Source organism: Rubrivirga sp., from assembly GCF_965213695.1.
Taxonomy (GTDB): domain Bacteria; phylum Bacteroidota; class Rhodothermia; order Rhodothermales; family Rubricoccaceae; genus Rubrivirga.
This window is the reverse complement of record NZ_OZ243912.1, coordinates 3,612,086-3,626,549: the sequence shown is the minus strand read 5'-3', so window position 1 is coordinate 3,626,549 and position 14,464 is coordinate 3,612,086. Positions and strand designations below refer to the sequence as shown.

The 14,464-nt window shown below is 74.1% G+C and carries 6 protein-coding genes; 4 read left to right on the top strand and 2 right to left on the bottom strand.

Going from position 1 to position 14,464, the window contains the following annotated elements:
* Positions 1-52 precede the first annotated feature (52 nt).
* Both ACOOHE_RS16130 and ACOOHE_RS16125 read left to right on the top strand, forming a co-directional pair.
* Entirely contained in the window at positions 53-1,357 is a 1,305-nt protein-coding gene (locus ACOOHE_RS16130) for a glucoamylase family protein (RefSeq protein ID WP_420455107.1), read from the top strand.
* A gap of 228 nt (positions 1,358-1,585) precedes the next feature.
* Positions 1,586-10,381 carry a GH36-type glycosyl hydrolase domain-containing protein gene (locus ACOOHE_RS16125; RefSeq protein ID WP_420455106.1) on the top strand — a complete coding sequence of 2,932 codons (8,796 nt, stop codon included), beginning with the start codon at positions 1,586-1,588 and terminating at the stop codon, positions 10,379-10,381.
* On the opposite strand, the gene ACOOHE_RS16120 is transcribed toward ACOOHE_RS16125, so the two are convergent.
* Positions 10,378-10,500 carry a hypothetical protein gene (locus ACOOHE_RS16120; RefSeq protein ID WP_420455105.1) on the bottom strand — a complete coding sequence of 41 codons (123 nt, stop codon included), beginning with the start codon at positions 10,498-10,500 and terminating at the stop codon, positions 10,378-10,380. The two genes, ACOOHE_RS16125 and ACOOHE_RS16120, sit on opposite strands and share 4 nt — an antisense overlap.
* Before the next feature lie 186 nt (positions 10,501-10,686).
* Here ACOOHE_RS16120 and ACOOHE_RS16115 point away from each other — a divergent pair, with 186 nt between their 5' ends.
* Positions 10,687-12,042, top strand: coding sequence for a hypothetical protein (locus ACOOHE_RS16115; RefSeq protein ID WP_420455104.1), 1,356 nt, complete (start codon positions 10,687-10,689; stop codon positions 12,040-12,042).
* A 33-nt stretch (positions 12,043-12,075) separates the two neighbouring features.
* Complete coding sequence (locus tag ACOOHE_RS16110) at positions 12,076-13,932, top strand: T9SS type A sorting domain-containing protein (RefSeq protein WP_420455103.1); 1,857 nt, start codon at positions 12,076-12,078, stop codon at positions 13,930-13,932.
* Positions 13,933-14,027: 95 nt separating this feature from the next.
* On the opposite strand, the gene ACOOHE_RS16105 is transcribed toward ACOOHE_RS16110, so the two are convergent.
* Positions 14,028-14,447, bottom strand: coding sequence for a hypothetical protein (locus ACOOHE_RS16105; protein ID WP_420455102.1), 420 nt, complete (start codon positions 14,445-14,447; stop codon positions 14,028-14,030).
* Between the last annotated feature and the right edge of the window lie 17 nt (positions 14,448-14,464).

Below are 14,464 nucleotides of genomic sequence, written 5' to 3'. Positions count from 1 at the left end.
CGGACCCGAACCGCGTTCCGCCCGTTCCCTGGCGCTCGCCCGCTCACGCCCGATGTCCGAGACCTCCGACCTCCTCGCCGCCGTCCACCACGCCTCGTTCGACTACTTCGCGCGCGAGACGAACTGGGCCAACGGGCTCGTCGTCGACAGCACGGCCCCGGACAGCCCGGCGTCGATCGCGGCCGTCGGGTTCGGGCTGTCGGCGCTGCCGGTCGCCGTCGCGCGCGGGTGGGTCCGGCGGCCGGCGGCCCGCGAGGTCGCCTTGGCCGCCGTCCGCTTTTTCCTCGACGCGCCCCAGGACGGGGCCGAGGACGGCGCCGGCCACCGGGGGTTCTTCTACCACTTCTTGGGGATGGTCGACGGCCGGCGGGCGTGGGGCAGCGAGCTCTCGACCATCGACACGGCGATCCTGATGGCCGGCCTGCTCTGCGCCGCCGCGTTCTTCGACGAGGACGACCCGGCCGAGGCCGAGATCCGCGACGGCGCCGACGCGCTCTACCGCGCCGTCGAGTGGGACTGGGCCCTCGACGGCGGTGAGACGGTCTCGATGGGGTGGACGCCCGAGCGCGGCTTCTTGCGTTCCCGCTGGGAGGGCTACACCGAGGCCCTCGTCCTCTACGCCCTGGCCGCCGGCTCGCCGACGCACCCGGTCTCGCCGAGCGCGTTCGAGGCCTCGACCCGGCCGTACCGCTGGAAGCGGATCTACGGCCACGACTACCTCTACGCCGGGCCCCTCTTTATCCACCAGTTCTCGCACCTGTGGATCGACTTCCGCGGGATCCGCGACCGGGCCATGCGCCGGAAGTCGGACGAGTTGGGCGAGCCCGTCGACTACTTCGAGAACAGCCGGCGGGCGACGCTCGTCCAGCGCGAGTACGCCGTCCGCAACCCGCGCGGGTTCGCCGGCTACGGCCCGACCTCGTGGGGCATCACGGCGAGCGACGGGCCCGGGCCGGCCGTCCACACGGTCGGCGGGCGCGAGCGCCGGTTCTGGAGCTACCGCGCCCGCGGCGTCCCCTTCGGGCCGGACGACGGGACGCTGGCGCCGTGGGCCGCGATCGCCAGCTTGCCGTTCGCGCCCGACGCCGTCTTGGAGTGCCTCGACGCGCTGGCGGCGAGCCACAAGGGACGGTCGGACGCATTCGGGTTCGAGGCGTCTTACAACCCGACGTTCCCCGACGGCGACGAGGACCTCGGGTGGATCTCCATCCACCACTACGCGCTGAACCAGGGCCCCATCGTGCTGGCGGTCGAGAACCACCGGTCGGGCCAGATCTGGGACCTGATGCGGTCGTGCGGCCCCCTCGTCGCCGGCCTCCGCCGCTGCGGCTTCGAGGGCGGATGGCTGGAGGAGTGAGGGCGGAACGTGGAAAAGCTCCGGGCAACCCGTGGCCTCGTCACTTGCGGTCGGCTCCGGCGACGGCCACCTTCCCGTCCCCCGTCCCCCGTCCCCCGTCCCCCGTCCCCCGTCCCCCGTCCCCCGTCCCCCGTCCCCCGTCCCCCGTCCCCCGTCCCCGATTTTCCGCGTCGGGCCGGAAGGGGCTGAGCAGGGTCTAGATTCATCCTGCCTCCACTTCCGCTACCCGTGCCCGGATCGACCGTCGAGAGCCTGTTCAAGCCGGTCCACCTCGCCGAGCACGCGCGCCGGCTGGCGCGGACCCAGGCCGTCGAGACGGAGCCCGCGCGGGGCCGGCCGCTCCGCCCGCTGCTGCGCGAGGCGCTGGGCGACCTCACGGGCGCGTATCGGACGCTGGCGGCGGCCGGCCGAGCCGGCGAGACGCTGACGCCGGCGGCCGAGTGGCTCCTCGACAACTACCACATCGTCCGCGACCAGGCGAGGGAGGCCGAGGCCGCGCTCCCGCGGGCCTACTACCGCGTCCTGCCCAAGCTGACGGCCGGGCCGTACCAGGGCCTCCCCCGGATCTACGAGCTCCTCGAGAACCTCGCCGAGCACACCGACAACGCCGTCGACCCGGGCCACCTCCGCGACTTCGTGGCCGGCTACCAGGAGGTCGAGCTCCTGACGCTGGCCGAGCTGTGGGCGCTCCCCATCTTGCTCCGCGTGGTGCTGGCCCAGCGCGTCGCCGCGCTCGCCCGCCCGCTCCGCGAGGCCCGCGCCGACCGCGTCGCCGCCGCCGGCTGGGCCGAGACGCTTGCCGCCCGCGACGACCCCGCCGACGTCGCGACCGACCTGGCGGCCGTCGCTCGGGAGCAGGCCCCGATCTCGGGCCCGTTCGCGCTCGCGCTCGCGTCCGGCTTGCAGGCGCGCGGCGGCTCGGCGACCGCCCTCGAATGGCTCGAGCACCGCCTCCGCGCCCGCCGGCTCACCCTCGACGACGTCGAGCGGATCGAGACCCAGCGCGAGACCCAGTGGCAGGGGTCCATTGCGAACGCCGTCCTCGCCCTCCGCGCCGCCGCCGCCGCCGACTGGACCGCCTTCGTCGAGGGGCTCTCGGCCGTCGAGCAGACGCTCCGTGACGACCCGGCCGGCGTCTACGCCCAGATGGACGAGGCCACGCGAGACCGCTACCGCCACGTCACCGAGCGGATCGCCCGGCGCTCGCGCGAGACCGAGTTCGGCGTCGCCGAGCGGGCGCTCGACCTCGCCCGAGAGGCCGCCGACGCCCGCGCCGCCCGGCCCGACGACGCCGACTCGCCGACGCCCAACGCGGCCGGGCCCGACGCCGACACGGCCGACCACGTGGGCCACTGGCTCGTCGGGCCCGGGGTCCGGACGCTGGGGAAGTCGGCCGGGTACCACGCCCGGCCCAGCCGCCGGCTCTACTGGTTCGCCGAGCGGCACCCGACGTTCGTCTACCTCGGCAGCATCGCGCTGGTCACGGCCCTCGGCTTGCTCGCCGCCGTGCTCGTGGCCGACGCGGGCGGGGCGGACGCCGGCTGGCTCGCGCTGACCGTCGCCGCGGCGTTCCTGCCCGTCTTGGACTTCGCCGTCACGTTCGTCAACTGGAACGTGGTCCGGTTCCTCCCGCCGCGCCACCTCCCCCGGCTCGCCTTCGACGACGGCGTCCCGGCCGAGCACCGGACGTTCGTCGTGATCCCGACGCTCATCACGTCGCCCGAGCACGCGCGCGAGATGGCCGAGCGGCTCGAGGTCCACGCCCTCGCCAACCCGGACGCCGCGCTCCGCTACGCGCTCCTGACCGACTGGGCCGACGCGCCCGAACAGTCCATGCCGGGCGACCAAGCCACCGTCCAAGCCGCGCGCGACGCGATCCGCCGGCTCAACGAGCGCTCGCACGCGGCGAGGGCGCAGGGCGACGGGGCCCCGGGCGACCGCTTTTTCCTGCTCCACCGCGAGCGGCTGTGGAACCCCGCGCAGGGCGTCTGGATGGGCTGGGAGCGCAAGCGCGGCAAGCTCGAAGAGTTCAACGACCTGCTCCGCGACCCCGACGCCGAGACCAGCTACACCGTCGTCGAGGGCGATTTCCGGACGGCGACCGCCGGCGACGCCGTCCGCTACGTGCTCACGCTCGACGCCGACACGCGGACGACGCCCGACGGCGCGCGCGCGCTCGTGGCGACGGCGGCGCACCCGCTCAACCGGCCCCGGTCGTCGCCCGAGAAGGGCCGCGTGACCCGGGGCTACGGCGTGCTCCAGCCGCGCGTCTCGATCTCGCCCGAGAGCGGGCGCCAGACCCTGTTCTCGCGCGTCTACGCCGGCCGGCCGGGCGTCGACCCGTACACGACGGCCGTGTCGGACGCCTACATGGACCTGTTCGGCGAGGGGATCTACACCGGCAAGGGGCTCTACGACGTCGACGCCTTCCGCCACACCCTCGGTGGGGCCTTGCCCGAGAACACCGTCTTGTCGCACGACCTGCTGGAGGGGAACCACGCCCGGGCCGCGCTGGCGACCGGCGTCGAGGTGTTCGACGACTTCCCCTCGCGCTACGCCTCGTTCGCGCTCCGCCAGCACCGCTGGGTCCGGGGCGACTGGCAGTTGCTGGGCTGGCTGATGCCGCGCGTCCGCGACGCGCGTGGGGCCCGGCGGAAGAACCCGCTGTCGGTCGTCGGCCGGTGGAAGCTGTTCGACAACCTCCGCCGGAGCCTGACGCCGCCGGCGCTGCTGATCTTCCTGCTGCTGGCGTGGACCGTCCTTCCGGGCTCGCCGTTCGTCTGGACGCTCATCGCGCTGTTCGTGCTCGCGTTCCCGATCTACGCGCCGGCCGCCCACGGCTTCCTGTTCCAGCCGCCCGACACCGTCACGTCGAGCTGGCTCCGGATCGTCTGGGCCGACGTCCAGATGCACGCCCGCCAGATCGGGCTGTCGGTCGCCTTCCTCGCCCACCAGTCGGTCGTGATGCTCGACGCCATCGGGCGGACGCTGTGGCGGATGGCCGTCTCGAAACAGAACCTGCTGGAGTGGACGACGGCCCAGCAGGCCGAGGAGTCGACGCGCGACGTGCCCCGGTCGATGTGGGCGTCGGTCGGGTGGGGGCTCATCGTGCTGGCGTCGGTCACGTTCACCGAGCCCATCGCCTGGATCACGGCGCTGCCGTTCGCGGCGGCCTGGATCGCGGCGCCCTGGATCGCCCGGGCCGTCAGCCGCGACATCGAGCGCGACGACTACCGCCTGACCGACGAGGACCGCCTCCGCTTGCGGACCGTCGCCCGGCGGACGTGGCGGTTCTTCGACGAGATCCTGACCGAGCGCGACCGCTGGCTCCCGCCGGACAACTTGCAGGTCCAGCCCGCCCAGGGGCTCGCCCGGCGGACGTCGCCCACGAACATCGGGCTGGCGCTCAACGCCGTCCAGGCCGCCCGCGACCTCGGCTACCTGGGACGCCGGGAAGAGCTGGCCCGGCTCGAGAAGATGATGGCGTCGGTGGAGGCGCTGGAGTGCTACCGCGGCCACCTCTACAACTGGTACTCGACGGAGACCGGCGACGTGATGGCCCCGCGCTACGTTTCGACGGTCGACTCGGGCAACCTGGCCGGCGCCCTCCTGACGCTCAAGCAGGGCGTCCTCGAAACGGCCGACGCGAAGTGGCCCGGCGCCCGGGTGCTCGACGGGTTCCGCGACACGCTCGCTGAGGTCCCCGCCGTGACCGGCCCGGCCCGCGACGCGCACGACGCGGTCGGCCGGGTCCTGGCCGAGCGGGCGCCGCGCGGGGTCGCCGGGTGGCACGCCCGGATCGTCGCCCTCGACCGAGCCGCCCTGACCCTGGCCGCCGCCGTCGCCGACGACCCCGAGGAGACGCGCGACCGGGCCGCCGAGCTGGCCGCCCAGACCCAGATGGTCGTCACCGAGATCGAGGCCGTCGCCCCCTGGCTCCGCGACGGCGTGGCGTTGCCGGACGACCTCGCCGACCTCGACGCCGCGACGACGCTGGGCGGCCTGGCGCACCGCGTCGCCCTCGCCCTCGCCGACGGCGCCCTCGACGGGCCCGTCCGCGCCGCGCTCGAAGAGTCCCGCGCCGCCGTCGCCGCTCTTTTCGACGCCGCCCGCGACCTCGCCGACCGCGCCGACGTGATGGTCAGCGAGATGGACTTCCGGCCGCTCTACGACGCCGAGCGCCAGCTTTTCCGGATCGGCTACGACGCCGGGATGGCCCGCCAGGACTCGTTCACCTACGACCTGCTCGCGTCTGAGGCCCGGCTGGCGTCGCTCCTGGCCATCGCCAAGGGCGAAGCGCCGCCTGAGCACTGGTTCCACCTTAGCCGCCCCACGCGCGTCACGCGGGCCCGGCGCGCGCTGCTGTCGTGGAGCGGGACCATGTTCGAGTACCTCATGCCTGCGATCTACACCCGGCTCTACGAGCGGACGTTGCTCTACGACGCCTGCTACAACGCCGTCTCGCTCCAGCGGATCTACGGCCGCTCGAAGGACCGCCCGTGGGGGATCTCCGAGAGCGGCTACGCGCTGCTCGACCTCCACCTGACGTACCAGTACCGGGCGTTCGGCGTGCCGTACCTCGGCCTCAAGCGTGGGCTGGGCGAGGACTACGTGGTCTCGCCGTACTCGACGCTGCTGGCGCTCTTGATCCGCCCCGAGCGGGCGTTGTCGAACCTGACCAAGCTGGACGCGGCCGGCGCGTTCGGGGAGTACGGCTACTACGAGGCCCTCGACTACACGCCGGGCCGGGTATCGAACGCCGAGGACGACGGCGTCTCGGTCGTCCGGTCGTACATGGCCCACCACCAGGGGATGGGGCTCTTGGCCGTCGCGAACGCCCTCGACGGCGGGCGCTTCCAGGAGCGGTTCCACCGAGACCCGCTCGTCCGCTCGGTCGAGATCCTGTTGCAGGAGCGGGTCCCGACGGTCGTCGAGAAGGTCGACCCGCACCCGCTCGACGAGGCCGAGGTCGAGCCGGTCGAGATCGCGCCGGTCGAGGCCCGCGTCGAGCACTTCGGCCGCGCCAGCACCGACGGCGTGACACCGCGTGGCGCGCTCTTGTCGAACGGCCGCTACTCGGCGTTCCTGACGACGTCCGGCACGGGCTACTCCCGGTTCAACGACGTCGCGCTCACGCGGTGGCACGGCGACCGGACGCGCGACGCCGACGGGTTCTTCGTCTACGTCCGCGACGTCGAGACCGGGCGGTACTGGTCGAGCGCCGAGCAGCCCGTGACCTCGGCCGCCGCGCCCGACCGCTACGACGTCTGGGTCCACCTCAACAAGGTCGAGACGGCGCGCGTCGACGACTGGATCGAGACGTTCACCGAGGCCGTCGTCTCGCCCGAGGACGACGTCGAGGTCCGCCGCGTGACCATCACGAACTACGCCGACCGGCCGCGCACCATCGAGCTCACGAGCTACGCCGAGGTCGTGCTCCAGCCGCCGGCCGGCGACTTGGGCCACCCCGCGTTCTCGAAGCTGTTCGTCGAGACCGAGTACATCCCCAAGAACAACGCGCTCATCGCGACGCGCCGGCCCCGCGCCGAGGACGACGTCCGCCGGTGGCTCGTCCACGCCGTCGCCGACAAGGGGCTGGCGCGGGCGGACCGCTCGGCCATCTCGCCGTTGCAGTACGAGACCGACCGGATGCGGTTCGTCGGGCGGGGGCGGACGCTCGACGCGCCGGCCGCGCTCGCGCCCGGCGCCCGGCTGTCGCGCTCGGCCGGGGCCGTCCTCGACCCCGTCGTCTCGCTCCGCCGCGTGGTCACGCTGCAGCCGAAGCAGAGCGCCCAGGTCGTGTTCTCGCTCGCCGTCGCCGAGTCGCGCGAGGAGGCCGAGCGGCTGGCCGAGCGCTACGACCACCCCGACGCCGCCCAGCGCGCCTTCGAGCTCGCCTCGACGTACGGGCTCGTCGAGCTCGGCCACCTCGGCCTGACCGGGGAGCAAGCCCTCGAAGCCCAGGAGCTCGCGAGCCGCCTGCTCTACGGCGACCCCCGGCTCGCCGCGCCGCCCCACGTCCGCCAGCGGAACACGCGGCCGCAGTCGGGGCTCTGGGCCTACGGCGTCTCGGGCGACCTGCCGGTCCTGCTCTACCGGACGTCGTCGATGGACCAGCTCGAGGCGTTCCGCCTGCTCTTGAAGATGCACGCCTTCTGGCGCCGCCGTGGCCTCGAAGTCGACCTCGTCGTGCTCAACGACCACCCACCGAGCTACGCCGACAGCTTGCAGGAGGCGCTGACGCAGGCCGTCGAGGGATCGCCCCAGCGGGCGCTCCTGGGCCAGCGCGGCGGCGTGTTCGTCCGCCGGTCCGACGGGATGCCGGACGAGGACCTCACCCTGTTCCTGACCGCCGCCCGCGTCGTGCTCCACGGCGAGGTCCCGGAGCTGCTGGGCCCCACGGTCGGCGAGGCCGAGGCGATGGCCGAGCGGGACGAGATCGACGCGGCCCTCGACGCTCACATCGCCGGCGACGGGGCCGGCGACGGGGCCACCCCCGCGCGGACCGCCGCGCTCCCGGCGGCCCACCCCGACGCGGTCGGCCGGCTGACGGACGCCGGGATCGAGCCCAAAGCCCCCGAGAAGCCCTACGAGCGGCTCCAGTTCGACAACGGCTACGGCGGGTTCACCGACGACGGCCGCGCCTACGTCGTCCGCCAGCAGGGCGGGAAGGCCGACGACCGGACCCCGCTCCCTTGGATCAACGTGGTCGCCAACCGGGCCGCCGGGTTCACGGCGACCGAGAGCGGCGAGGGCTACACCTGGGCCCGCAACTCGCAGCAGAACAAGCTCACGCCCTGGTCCAACGACCCCGTCACCGACCCGGCCGGCGAGTCGATCTACCTCCGCGACGACGACACGGGCGTCTTCTGGACGCCGACGCCGCGCCCAGCCCCGGCGCCGGCGCCCTACGAGACCCGCCACGCCTGGGGCCGGACGACCTGGACGACGGCGTGGGGCGGCCTGGCGACCGAGACGACGGCGTTCGTCCCCCGCCGCGACCCCGTCAAGCTGGTCCGCCTGCGGATCACGAACACGTCCGGGAGCCCCCGGCGGCTGTCGCTGTACCGCTACGCCGAGCTCGTGCTGGGCGAGCGGCGCGAGCCGAACGCGCCCTACGTGATCGTCGAGCGCGACCTCGACTCGGGCGCGCTCTTGGCCCACAACCCGTACAACCAGACGTTCGGCGGGCGGCGCGCGTTCGTCGCCGTCGTCGGGGCCGAGGTCGCGTCGGTCTCGGCGCGGCGGGCGGCGTTCCTGGGGCGGAACGGCCACGCCTCGGTGCCCGACGCCGTCGTCGCGGGCGGCCCGCTCGACGGCCGGCTCGAGACCGACCTCGACCCGTGCGCGGCGGTCCACGTGCCGCTCGCGCTCGGCCCGGGCGAGACGCGCGAGGTCGTGTTCCTGCTCGGCCAGGCCAAGACCGTCGCCGACGTCCGCACGCTCGTCGACCGGTACGGGACGGTCGAGGCGGCCGACCTCGCCTTGGCCGAGGTCATGGCGTTCTGGGAGGAGACGCTGGGCGCCGTCCAGGTCGAGACGCCGGCCCCCGACCTCGACGTGCTCGTCAACGGGTGGCTGCTGTACCAGAACCTGTCGTGCCGGCTGTGGGGCCGCTCGGCGTTCTACCAGAGCGGCGGGGCCTACGGGTTCCGCGACCAGCTCCAGGACAGCCTGGCGCTCGTCTACACCCGGCCCGACCTCACGCGGGCCCAGATCCTGAAGAACGCGGCCCACCAGTTCGAGGAGGGCGACGTCCTCCACTGGTGGCACCCGATCACCGGCGCCGGCATCCGCACTCGCTTTTCCGACGACCTGCTGTGGCTCCCCTACGCCGTCGCGTTCGCGCTGACGACCACGGGCGACGAGACGATGCTCGACGAGGAGGCCCCGTTCCTGACCGCGAGGGCGCTCGCGCCCGGCGAGGACGAGGTGTTCATGGTCCCCCAACCGTCCGGCGAGACCGGCTCGGTGTACGAGCACGCCGCCCGCGCCATCGACATCTCGCTCACCAAGGGCCGCCACGGGATCCCGCTCATGGGCTCGGGCGACTGGAACGACGGGATGAACCGGGTCGGGAATGAGGGCGAGGGCGAGTCGGTCTGGCTCGGGTTCTTCCTCGCCCACATCCTCCAGCGGTTCATCCCCATTGCCGAGGGACGCGGCGACCGCCAGCGGGCCGAGCGCTACCGGGCCTACCGCGCCGACTTGGTGAGGGCGCTCAACGCCGACGGGTGGGACGGCCGGTGGTACCGCCGCGCGTTCTACGACGACGGGACGCCGCTCGGCTCGGCCCAGAACGACGAGTGCCGGATCGACGCCATCGCCCAGGGCTGGTCCATCTTGTCGGGCGTGGCCCCGCCGGATCGCGCCGAGTCCGTGCTCGACTCGGTCGATCAGCACTTGGTCGACGAGCGGGCCGGGATCATCCGCCTGTTGACGCCGGCGTTCGACGTGACCGACCACGACCCGGGCTACATCAAGGGCTACCTCCCGGGCGTGCGCGAGAACGGGGGCCAGTACACGCACGGCGTCCTGTGGGCCGTGAGGGCGTTCGCCGAGGCCGGCCGCCACGACCGCGCGGCCGAGCTCCTGCGGATGATCCTGCCCGTCAACCACGCCCGGACGCCGGCCGCGGCCGACCGCTACATGACCGAGCCGTTCGCCGTCGCCGCCGACGTGTACTCGGTCGAGCCCCACGTCGGGCGCGGCGGGTGGACGTGGTACACGGGCTCGGCCGGGTGGATGTGGCGCGTGTCGGTCGAGAGCGTGCTCGGGCTCCGCCGCGAGGCCGAGGCCCTGTGCCTCACACCCCGCGTGCCCGACGACTGGGACGGCTACACGATCCGCTACCGGACCGACGCCCGGGGAACGGTCTACGTCATCCGCGTCGTCCGAGACGGGCCGGGCGGCGCGACCTCGGCCGAGGCCGACGGCGCCGCCGCCGAGGTCGAGGACGGGGAGGCCCGGATCCCGCTCGTCTCCGACGGCGCCGAGCACACGGCGACCGTCCGGCTCGGCTAGCCGTCCGGTAGCTCGGCGGACGGGTCTCGCTCGGCGTAGTCGCGGACGTACGTGTCGAGCGAGCCGGGGTCGAGGCCGTCGGTGACGATCGGGGCCGCGCCGGGGATGTCGAGGAGCACGTGCCCCTGGTCGTGGCCGAAGAGGGGCCGGAGCGCGTGGCCTCGGAATATGGGCAGTTCCTGCCCACGCGACCGAGTCCACGGACGGACTAGCATCCCCACGGGGCCCAACTCACCCCGCGCGCAGTGCCGTGAGGCCGCGACGGGGGGGTGGCGCACCCGCTTCCGTCACCGACTCCCGCTCTCATGTCCCGCACGATTCGCCTCACGGCCGCGCTGCTCTTCGCCGTCCTGCTGGCGCCCTCCGCCCTCGCCCAGACCGACGGGTTCCTCGTCACCAACACCGACGGGGACACGCTGCTCTACGCGGCCCCCGACGGGGATATCAAGCTCGGCCCCGACGACGCGCGGGTCACCGCGGACGGCCGGTTCTACGGGGTGGGCGCCGTCCTGGACCACGACCGTGGAGTGGTCGGCTTGGGCGAGAGCACAGGGGCCGGCTTCTTCTCAGTCATTGACGACGCTCCAGGATTCGAGCAGGCCGGGTACTTTGGCCACGAGGACACGGACACGGCGGCGCCGGCCCTCCAGGCGAACCACTACGGCCTCGGCGCGGCCCTCTATGCCGAGCAGAACGGGATGGGCGGGAACGCCGGCCTGTTCCGAATCCAGCAAGCCGCCAACGCCGCCTCGGCAATCGACGCGCGGACGGCCGGGGCGGGCGGGGCGGGCACGTTCATCATCGAGAACCCGGCCAACACGTTCTCGGCCGTCTTCGGCCGCACGGACGGGACAGGCGCCGGCGTGCAGGGGCGCAACTCCGGCACGGGCTCGTCCGTGGTCGGGATCAAGCAGAGCGCTGCGGGGAAGGCCGGCGAGTTCCGCATCTTGAACGCGGACAACGACGGCTTCGCCCTTGACGTCTTCACCGAGGGCGCCGGCTCCGCGGTATTCGGCACGGCGACGTCGGGGCGCGGTGGGCAGTTCCTGAACGTCGACCCCGCCACGTCCGCCCCCGCGCTCGAAGGGGTCACCTATGGGGAGGGCGTCGCCCTCCGGGCCATCCAGAACAGCGGCGGCGGCACCACCGTCGCCGACTTCGTCACCGCCGACGACTACGACAACTTCAACGTCGTCGCCCGCATCGACACCGACGGCAACGTCTACGCCGACGGCGCCTTCATCGGCGGCGGGGCCGACTTTGCCGAGCGGTTCGAGGTCATCGGAGGCCCGGCAGCCTACGGGCCCGGCGACGTGCTCGCGATTTCGCCCGACCGCGACCGTCACCTCGAACGGGCCGCTGGCCCGTACTCGACGGCGATCGCGGGCGTCTACGCGACCCGGCCGGGCCTCCTCCTGGCCGACCCCGCGATCTCACCGGACGAGACGGTCCCCGTCGGCGTGGTCGGGGTGGTCCCGACGAAGGTGACCGGCGAGGGCGGCCCGATCCGCCGGGGCGACCTCCTGGTGACGTCGTCGACGGCGGGCCACGCGATGCGCGGCGAGCCGGGCCGGATCGGCGTCGGGATGGTCATCGGGAAGGCGCTCCAGCCGTTCGACGGAACGGCCGGGGTGATCGAGGTCCTCGTCAACGTGCAGTAGGGCCGTCGCCCCCCTGCCCTCTCTCTCGCTCTCATGCTCCGACGTCTCCTCCCCATCCTCGCCCTCGCCCTCGTCGGGCCGGTGGGCGCCCAGGTCACCGTCCAGATCGGCGCGGCCTCCGCCGTCCGAGCGTCGAACGTGGCCCTCGCGCTCGACGGGACGCTCGACGCCGTCGGGCCCCTCAGCACCGTCGGCTCGACGGTGACCTTTACCAACCCGGCCACCGGCGGGATCACGCTGGGCGCCGGGCTCGGCGTCGCGCTCCGCCCGGCCGGGACGTTTATCGGGACGGCCGTGAACGGGACCGTCCAGATCCAAGGAGGTCTGGCGGTCACCGTCGTCCCGAACACCTATGTCGCCGAGGGCGACGCCTTCGCCGTCCTCACCTGCGCCGGCGGCTGCACCGGGACGTTCGCGAGCGTCTCGGCCCCGTTCGCCGTCGACGTGGAGTACGGCGAGACCGACGTGACGCTCGTCGCGCTCGAAGCGTACGTCGCGCCGTCGGAGGGCCCGACAACCCTCGTCGTCGACGGGACGCGCGGCGCGCGCTTTTTCGGCCCGCCCTCGGCCGGGGTGACCGTCGACGACCTGGCGGCCCAGAACCTGGTCCGCGGCGTGGCCGGCTACTACCCCGCCGCCGACCCGCCCAACCTGTGGACGCGGTACGACGTCGGCACGGGCGAGTGGGTCGCCTCCGCCGGCACCGGCGAGGCGCTCGAGCCGGGCCACGCCTTCCGGTGGTACCTCTACGACAAAGTCGCCGGCAACCCGGACGTGAGCCTCAGCCGCGAGCTCCCGTTCACGCTGTCGACCGAGCTCGAACCCAACACGGAGCCGGTGACCGTCGAGCTCCAGACGGGCGGGACCCGGATGAACTACCTCGCCAACCCGTTCGGCGGCGCGCTCGACCTGACCGGGATCGACGGGTGGCCCGGCGGCGACAACGTGAGCCCGAACGCGCCGGTGTGGGTCTACGACCCCGTCGAGCGGTCGTTCGAGGACGCGCCCGACCAGATCGGCCCGTGGGTGGTCTTCCGGGTCCGGGCCAAGGGGCCCCGCGTGAACGGCCGGCCCCGGACGCTCACGATCCCGGTCTCGGCCGTCGGCCCGACGTCGGCCGCCCGGCGCGCGCCGTCGCCGCGGCTCGCGTTCACGCTCGAAGGGGCCGACGCCGAGGGCGGCCCGCTCGCCGACCGCGCGTTCACCGTCGTCTTCGCCGACGACGCCCGCCCCGCGTTCGACGCCGACGAGGACGCGGCCAAGCTCCAGCCGCCGGCCGAGACCTACGCTCTGGTCGGGAGCCGCGCCGACGGCCGGCTCGTCGGGTACGACGCCCGCCCGTTCGCGGCCGGCGAGACGACGCTCGCGGTCGAGGCGCGGGGCACGGCCGCCGAGATGACGCTCCGGTGGACCGCCGACCTCCCGGACGGCCTGCCCGTCACGTTGGTCGACCTCGCGACGGGCGCCGAGGTCGACGTCCGGTCCCAGTCGGCGTACGGGTTCCGCGTCGCGTCGCGCCCGGCCCTCGACCTCGCCCCGACGGTCGAGCTCGCCGACGGGGCGGCGGCCGAGGACCGGTTCGTCTTGCGCGTCGGGGACCGGGTGGCCGGGGCCCAAGCGGGCGTGACCGAGCTCGCGCTCGACCCGGTCGCGCCGAACCCGTCGTCGGGCACGGCCCGGGTCGCGTTCGCGCTGCCCGAGGCCGGGCCCGTCCGCGTCGCCGTCTACGACGTGCGGGGCCGGGAGGTCGCCGTGCTGGCCGACGGAGAGCACGCCGCCGGGCACCACCAAGCGGCGCTGGCGAGCCGGTCGCTCGCGGCCGGCGTCTACGTCGTCCGGCTGGAGGCGCACGGCCAGGTCCTGACGCGCCGGGCCGTCGTGGTCCGGTAGACCCGGGACCGGGCCCGTCCGTGCGGAGGCGGGTCCGCCGGAGCGTCTCTGCACGAACGCCTCGGCCGTCGGGCCGGCGTTCCCAGCCGCTGCGCCTAGCGCTCGGCGCGGGCCACCGACGGCCCCGCGAGCAGGTCGGCCAGCCGGAGGTCGAACGCCGTCCGCAGGCGGCCGTACGTGAGCACGACGAGCGCCGGGCGGCGGTAGGCCTGGACGCCCCGGCCCGCGTCCAACCGGACGAGCCGGACCACGTCGGCCGGCGCGGCGGCGGCGGCTTGCTCGGGCGAGGCGTAGTCGTAGACGACGACCGTCCGCCCTTCGACCCGGTAGACGGTCCCCTCGCCGACGACGCCGACCGGCCGGACGAACCGGACCGGCACGGCTCGCCACCCGCGCTCGGAGAACGCCCGGACCAGGTCGCCCCGGGTCTCGACGCCGGGCGTCTCGCTGGGCGTCGGGCCGAGCGAGGCGCAGCCGGCGAGCAAGAGGGCGGCGACGGGGACGAGGCGGCGCATGGACGTCGGGGACGGCG